The organism is Streptomyces sp. NPDC002817 (genome assembly GCF_053592055.1).
This window is the reverse complement of the sequence record NZ_JBSFUY010000004.1, coordinates 511598-519206: the sequence shown is the minus strand read 5'-3', so window position 1 is coordinate 519206 and position 7609 is coordinate 511598. Positions and strand designations below refer to the sequence as shown.

Sequence of the window (7609 nt, the reverse complement as noted above, 5' to 3'; positions counted from 1 at the left end):
ATGGAGTCGCGCTGGTACGCCGCCAGGAACAGCTCGAAGGTGGCTCCGAGACCGGCGTAGGCACGGTTGACCGTGGCGTCCTTGCCGGGCTCCGATCCCTCGGTGCGCACCTTCTTGCCGGGCAGGTCGGTGCGGTGCCGGGCGTCGTAGACGGTGCGGTGCGGCTTGCCGGCCTCGGTGCCGGGCGGCGCGGCGACGGAGGGGGCGCCGACGACGGTGGTCAGCCGGCGGTGGGTGCGCTCGAAGGCGTCGCGCTCCAGGGTCCTGCGGGCGGGATCGGCGAGCGCGGGGTCCTCGGCCTGGGCGAGCTTGTCGAGGACGTGCGGTGGTACGACGGTGCAGAAGACGGGCTCAGAGCCCCCGTGGGTCGTCATGCCCGGCACCATTGCACTGTGTTATGCCGCTGTCACTACCCGCAACCATGATTGGTGAAATGTGCGGATAAGGAGCCTGGATCGCCGCTCCCGAGTGGTATGGCGCACGTTTTGTCCCGTTGGTCCCCCGGGTCCCGCATACTGATACGGCGCCCCGCACGGGCAGCGGCTCGGCTAACATACTTCGCATCATGCGTTTCGGGCTGCTTCTTCTTAGCTGCCGCGGCGAGGGCCTGTAGTCCAGGTCGACTCCCTCCCCGCGGAGCTTGGCGTTGCGTCGTCGGCCGTCCTTCCGGACATCCTGAGGAGCCCCCGCATCATGGCGAACCGCCAGCAGCCCAGTGCCATGCCGATCCACAAGTACGGCCAGTACGACCAGGTCGACATCGCGGACCGCACCTGGCCGAACAACCGGATCACCGCCGCCCCCCGCTGGCTCTCCACGGACCTGCGCGACGGCAACCAGGCCCTGATCGACCCGATGTCGCCCGAGCGCAAGCGCCGGATGTTCGACCAGCTGGTCAAGATGGGCTACAAGGAGATCGAGGTCGGCTTCCCGGCCTCGGGGCAGACCGACTTCGACTTCGTACGCTCCATCGTCGAGGAGCCGGGCGCGATCCCCGACGACGTCACCATCTCCGTACTGACCCAGGCCCGCGAGGACCTGATCGAGCGGACCGTCGAGTCGCTGAAGGGCGCCAAGCGGGCCACCGTCCACCTCTACAACGCCACCGCTCCCGTCTTCCGCCGCGTGGTCTTCCGCGGCTCCAAGGACGACATCAAGCAGATCGCCGTCGACGGCACCCGCCTGGTGATGGAGTACGCCGAGAAGCTGCTGGGCCCCGAGACCGAGTTCGGCTACCAGTACAGCCCGGAGATCTTCACCGACACCGAGCTGGACTTCGCGCTGGAGGTCTGCGAGGCGGTGATGGACGTCTACCAGCCCGGTCCGGGCCGCGAGATCATCCTCAACCTGCCCGCCACGGTGGAGCGTTCGACGCCCTCCACGCACGCGGACCGCTTCGAGTGGATGAGCCGCAACCTCTCCCGCCGCGAGCACGTCGTCATCTCCGTCCACCCGCACAACGACCGTGGCACCGCCGTCGCCGCCGCCGAGCTGGCGCTGATGGCCGGCGCCGACCGCGTCGAGGGCTGTCTGTTCGGCCAGGGCGAGCGCACCGGCAACGTCGACCTGGTCACCCTGGGCATGAACCTGTTCTCGCAGGGTGTCGACCCGCAGATCGACTTCTCCGACATCGACGAGATCCGTCGTACGTGGGAGTACTGCAACCAGATGGAGGTCCACCCGCGCCACCCGTACGTGGGCGACCTGGTCTACACGTCCTTCTCCGGCTCCCACCAGGACGCCATCAAGAAGGGCTTCGACGCCATGGAGGCCGACGCGGCCGCGAAGGGCGTCACCGTCGACGACATCGAGTGGGCGGTCCCGTACCTGCCGATCGACCCGAAGGACGTCGGCCGCTCCTACGAGGCGGTCATCCGGGTCAACTCGCAGTCCGGCAAGGGCGGTATCGCGTACGTCCTGAAGAACGACCACAAGCTGGACCTGCCGCGCCGGATGCAGATCGAGTTCTCCAAGCTCATCCAGGCCAAGACGGACGCCGAGGGCGGCGAGGTCACCGGCGGTGCCATCTGGGCGGTCTTCCAGGACGAGTACCTGCCGAACCCCGAGAACGCGTGGGGTCGCGTCCAGGTCAAGAACAACCAGTCGACGACCGACACCGACGGCGTGGACACGCTCAAGGTGGAGGCCACGGTCGACGGCCAGGACACCGTCCTGACCGGCTCGGGAAACGGTCCGATCTCGGCCTTCTTCGACGCCCTGCAGTCCATCGGGATCGACGTACGCCTGCTGGACTACCAGGAGCACACGATGAGTGAGGGTGCCTCCGCGCAGGCCGCCTCCTACATCGAATGCGCGATCGACGGCAAGATTCTGTGGGGGATCGGCATCGATGCGAACACGACACGTGCGTCGCTGAAGGCGGTCGTCTCGGCGGTCAACCGAGCGGCGCGCTAGGGGGTGCCGCTCGGGGTTGTGCTGCGGCTGCAGCGCCGTCGTGGCTGGTCGCGCAGTTCCCCGCGCCCCTGAAGGCGTCTCCCGCACCGGCGTTCGCAGGCCCCGCCCGCTGTATTACAGCGGGCGGGGCCTGTCTGTTTCCGGCCATCGGCCTGTGCAGGTCACGGAGAGGTCTCGTCAGGGGTGCTGACTCCGGGTCCGTGATGTGGCTAACATCACGCCAGCACGGCGATGTTGCCGTGCCGTTACGCGGAGGTGCGACGTGCTGCCAGGACGGGGACGAAACGGCCAGGCCGTCAGGGCTGCGCGCCTGCTGGGCACCCGCACCGCGTGGACGCCCGTGGGCGACGGGGAGTTCTTCTGCCCGGGCTGCGGCGGCGACCGCAACTACCAGCGGCTGACCGGCAGACGCCGCTTCACCCTCCTCGGCATGCCCGTGCTGCCGCGCGGCGAGACCGGACCGGTCGTGGAGTGCGCCGCCTGCAAGCGCCACTTCGGCACCGACGTCCTCGACCACCCGACCACCACCCGCTTCTCCGCGATGCTCCGCGACGCCGTCCACACCGTCGCCCTCGCGGTGCTCGCCGCGGGCGGCACCTGCTCCCGTACGGCACTGGAGGCCGCCGCCTGCACGGTCCGTGCCGCCGGCTTCGACGACTGCACGGAGGACCAGCTCGGGGCGCTGGTCGAGGCGCTGGCCGCGGACACCGGACGGGTCTTCGGCGAGCCCTGCGGGGCAGGCCTTGCCATAGAGCTCCACGAGGCGCTGGACCCGCTGGCCCCGCACCTCGCCCCCGGCGGGCGGGAGTCGATCCTTCTCCAGGGCGCACGGATCGCCCTCGCCGACGGGCCCTACACCCCCGCGGAGCGGGACGCCCTCGCGACGGTCGGCGCCGCGCTCACCATCTGCGCGGACGACGTGACACGGCTGCTGGTGGCGGCGCGCACCCCCTCGTAGCAGGCGGGCGGTGCCGCCGTCGTACAACCGCCGTTACTCCCCAGGGAGTAACGGCACCTGAAGGACGCCCTCCGCAGTAACCCCCAACTCGCCCTGCCGCCCGACGAATCGGCCCCCGGCCGCCGGGAGTCTGGAACCGAACCAGACATCCGACCGAGGGGAGGCCCGACTCATGGGGGCCGCAACGACAACCATTCGGGGACGGCGTGCCGTGCCCTGGCTCGTGCTCGGGCTGTGGATCGCCGTGCTGGCGCTCACCTCGCCGTTCGCGTCGAAGCTCTCGGACGTGCAGCGCGACCGGGCCGTCGACTATCTGCCGGCGAGCGCCGACTCCACCCAGGTCGCCAAGATCCAGGACCGGTTGCCGGGCGGCGAGACGACCCAGATGGTCGTCGTCTACCACCGCGACGGCGGACTGACCGCGGCGGACCGGGCGACGGCCGCCGACCAGATCGGCGAGATCGCGAGCGCGCATACGCTCACCGCGCGGCCGGAGGGCGTCCCGTCCAAGGACGGCACCACCCTGATGTACCCGGTGGCCAGCACCGAGCCGGGCACGGACGAGGAGAAGCGCGACCAACTCGTCAACGACGTACGGGACATCGCCAAGAGCGAGGACGGCCTGAGTGTCGAGGTCGGTGGGGAAGGCGCGCTCGCGACCGACGCGAGCGAGGTCTACAACTCGCTCGACGGGCCCCTGCTCTACACCACCGCCGCCGTCGTGGCGCTGCTGCTGATCCTCATCTACCGCAGCCCGTTCCTGTGGCTGGTGCCGCTCGCCGTCGCGGGCATCGCCGACTATCTGTCCATGGGGGTCGCCTACGGGCTGAACCAGGGGTTCGGGACGTCCGTGTCCGGCCAGAGCTCCGGCATCATGACGATCCTCGTGTTCGGCGCGGGCACCGACTACGCACTGCTGCTCGTCTCCCGGTACCGCGAGGAGCTGCGGCGCATCGAGCGGCCCTACGACGCGATGGCCGCCGCGCTGAAGGGCTGTGGACCGGCGGTGCTGGCCTCCTCCGGGACGGTCGCCGCGGGCCTGTTCTGCCTCCTCGCCGCCGATCTCAACTCCAGCCGCGGCATGGGCCCGCTGGGCACGGTCGGCATCCTGTGCGCGCTGGCCGCCATGATGACCCTGCTGCCGGCCATCCTCGTCCTGCTCGGCCGCCGCGTCTTCTGGCCGCTGGTGCCGCGCTACGGCAGCACGCCCAAGGTCCGCCGGTCGCTGTTCGCCGCGATGGGCAGCTCCGCAGGGCGCCGGCCGCTGACGGTCCTCGCGGGCGGCGCGGTGCTGCTCGGCACGCTGGCGCTCGGGGCGCTGAACCTCCCCGGCAGCCTCAAGCAGGAGGACTCCTTCACCAGCAAGCCCGAGGCGGTCGCCGCCATGGAGACCCTGGGGAAGGCCTATCCGGAGCGCGGCACCCAGCCGATCTCCGTCATCGCCCCCACCGACCGTGCCGACACCGCCCTGGCCGAGGCCCGGGACACCCCGGGCGTCGACAGCGCGGCCCTCGGCCGCAGCGGCGACGGCTGGACGGAGATCTCCGTCATCGCCGGTTCCGCACCCCAGTCGGCGGGGGAGACCGCCACCATCAAGGATCTGCGCGACCGCCTCGACGGCTCCTACGTCGGCGGCCCCAGCGCCGAACAGCTCGACCTGAAGGACACCAACGCCCGGGACCGTCTGGTCGTCGTACCGCTCGTCCTCGCCTCCGTGCTGCTGATCCTGATCGCCCTGCTGCGGTCGGTCGTCGCGCCGCTGATCCTGGTGGCGGCCGTGGTCGCGGTGTGGGGCGCGGCGCTCGGCATCGGCGGACTGGTCTTCGGCCCGGTCTTCGGCTTCGAGGGCACGGACCCGGGGCTCGGCCTGCTGTCCTTCGTGTTCCTGGTCGCCCTGGGCGTCGACTACGGCATCTTCCTGATGCACCGCATGCGCGAGGAGTCCCTGAAGGGCACCGAACCGGCGCAGGCCGCGCTGATCGCGCTGCGCACGACGGGCGGGGTCATCGCCTCGGCGGGCCTGGTCCTGGCGGCGACGTTCGCGGTGCTGACCAGCATGCCGATGCTGCAGCTGGTGGAGCTGGGCTTCGTCATCGCGGTCGGCGTGCTGCTGGACACCTTCCTGGTCCGCACCTACCTGGTCACCAGCGCGAGCGTGGCGCTGCGGCGCAAGGTGTGGTGGCCGGGCGCGCTGTCGAAGCAACCGGCAGTGGGCGGCGAGTCGCCCGAGCCGGTCGCGGAGCCCGCGGGGATGCGCTGAACCGCACGCGCACAGCCGGCCGGACCTCCGGGCTCACGTCCAGGGGGTCCGGCCCCGGGCCGGATCGGCGAGGATGGAGCACGTGGTGACCCCCCAGGAGCAATTCGCCCACCCCGGCAGGCGGCTCGTCCGGCCCGCCCGGCGCGACTGGCTGTTCGCGGTGGGGGTCGGGCTGGCGTCGGTGCCGCTGGCGTTCGTGGCGCAGGGCTCCGACGCGCACACGCCGGACGTCGTCGGCTGGACGTTGTTCGGCCTCTCGGCGCTGACGCTCGCCTGGCGACGGCACTATCCGATGGGGGTGCTCCTCGCGCTCATCGTCGTGGAGGGCACCTACCACTCACTGGGGAACGCCCACTCCGGGCTGATCGCGGTGACGATGGTCGCCATCTACTCGCTCGCCGTGGCCGGGCCGCGGCGCCGGACCCTGGCCGTGGTGCCGACCCTGCTCGTCCTCAGCGTGATCATGCTGACCACCATCAATCCGGACCGGGGCATCGAGCTGATGCGCATCTCCGGCTGGATCCTGGCGTGCGCGATCACGGGCGAAGCGGTCCGCGTGCACCGCAACTACATCGGCGCGATCGTGGAACGCGCCGAACGGGCCGAACGCACCCGCGAGGAGGAGGCACGGCGCAGGGTGGCGGAGGAACGCCTGCGGATCGCCCGGGACCTGCACGACCTGCTCGCCCACAGCATCACCCTGATCGGCGTGCAGACCTCGGTGGCCGCGCACGTGCTCTCCACGGACCCCGAACGCCTCGACCGCGAGACGGTCGCCAAGGCGTTGGAGGACATCGCGGAGACATGCCGTTCGGCCCGCGGAGAGCTGCGTACGACGCTGGAGGTGCTGCGCGAACAGGGCGCCGTCGGGGACGTCCGCGGTCCGCTGCCAGGCCTCGACGGCCTGTCCGACCTCGTGGAGACGGCCCGGCAGACAGGGGCACGGGTCGAGCGGACGGTACGGATCCGCGAGGCGCCCCCGGCCGTGGGCGCGGCGGCCTACCGCATCGTCCAGGAGGCCCTGACGAACGCGGTCCGGCACGCGGGACCCGAACCGGCGATCTCCGTCGAGCTCTACGAGGATCAGGGCGCCCTGCGGCTGTCGGTGACCGACGACGGCACGGGCCCGGTGGCCGGTTCCGGAGGCGCCGGCTTCGGGCTCGTCGGCATGCGGGAGAGGGCGCGCAGCGTGGGTGGCACACTCGACGCGGGGCCGCGGCCGGAGGGTGGGTTCGCGGTGACGGCCGTACTGCCGTTGACGACTGCACTGGAGAGGGCCGTATGACGATCCGTGTACTGCTTGCCGACGACCAGACCCTCGTACGGGCCGCGTTCGCGATGCTTGTCGAGTCGGCACGGGACATGGAGGTGGTGGGGGAGGCGGCGTCCGGCCGGGAGGCGGTGGACCTGGCCCGGCGCGCACGGCCCGACCTCGTCGTCATGGACATCCGGATGCCCGACCTCGACGGCATCGAGGCGACCCGGCTGATCGCGGCGGACGAGGCACTGGCCGGGGTGAAGGTGCTGGTCCTGACGACGTACGACACCGACGAGTACATCGTCGAGGCGTTGCGTGCGGGCGCGTCGGGGTTCCTGGTGAAGGACACCAGACCGGCGGAGCTCCTGGACGCGATCCGTACGGTGGCGGCGGGGGAGTCGCTGTTGTCACCGGGCCCGACGGCCCGCCTGATCGCCCGGCTGCTGAGCCACACACCGGCGTCGGCACCGGCGCTCTCAGGCGGCCCGGAGTGCTTGTCGGAACGTGAGCGTGAGGTGCTCGTGCTGGTCGGGCGGGGGCTCAACAACGCCGAGATCGCCGAGGCGTTGGGGTTGAGTCCGTTGACCGCGAAGACCCATGTCAGCCGGATCATGGGGAAGCTGGGGGCGCGTGACCGGGCGCAGCTGGTGATCGTGGCGTACGAGTCGGGGATGGTCACGCCGGGGAGTGTGCGCGAGGGCTAGCCTCCCGGCGACCC

General features: G+C 71.1%; 5 protein-coding genes and 1 pseudogene. 5 read left to right on the top strand and 1 reads right to left on the bottom strand.

The annotated features are described in order from the left end of the window. Window positions 1-374, bottom strand: a pseudogene (locus tag ACWD3I_RS11380) (peptidase M4 family protein); the annotation flags it as partial. Window positions 375-693: 319 nt separating this feature from the next. Between ACWD3I_RS11380 and leuA the strand changes: the two are divergent. The 5 genes from leuA (at window position 694) to ACWD3I_RS11355 (ending at window position 7595) form a co-directional block, all read left to right on the top strand. After that, window positions 694-2415, top strand: a complete 1722-nt coding sequence (gene leuA / locus ACWD3I_RS11375) for a 2-isopropylmalate synthase (RefSeq protein ID WP_365393888.1) — start codon at window positions 694-696, stop codon at window positions 2413-2415. 262 nt (window positions 2416-2677) lie between these two features. Next, a complete protein-coding gene (locus tag ACWD3I_RS11370) occupies window positions 2678-3373 on the top strand; it encodes a TerB family tellurite resistance protein (protein ID WP_365393887.1) in 696 nt (231 codons plus the stop codon). A gap of 172 nt (window positions 3374-3545) precedes the next feature. Beyond that, window positions 3546-5633, top strand: coding sequence for an MMPL family transporter (locus ACWD3I_RS11365; protein ID WP_365393886.1), 2088 nt, complete (start codon window positions 3546-3548; stop codon window positions 5631-5633). A gap of 73 nt (window positions 5634-5706) precedes the next feature. Beyond that, the gene (locus ACWD3I_RS11360; protein ID WP_451084068.1) at window positions 5707-6918 is read left to right on the top strand and encodes a sensor histidine kinase; all 1212 of its coding nucleotides are present in this window, start codon (window positions 5707-5709) and stop codon (window positions 6916-6918) included. Continuing rightward, entirely contained in the window at window positions 6915-7595 is a 681-nt protein-coding gene (locus ACWD3I_RS11355) for a response regulator transcription factor (protein WP_365393884.1), read from the top strand. Before ACWD3I_RS11360 ends, ACWD3I_RS11355 begins: the two co-directional genes overlap by 4 nt. The last annotated feature ends 14 nt before the right edge of the window (window positions 7596-7609 follow it).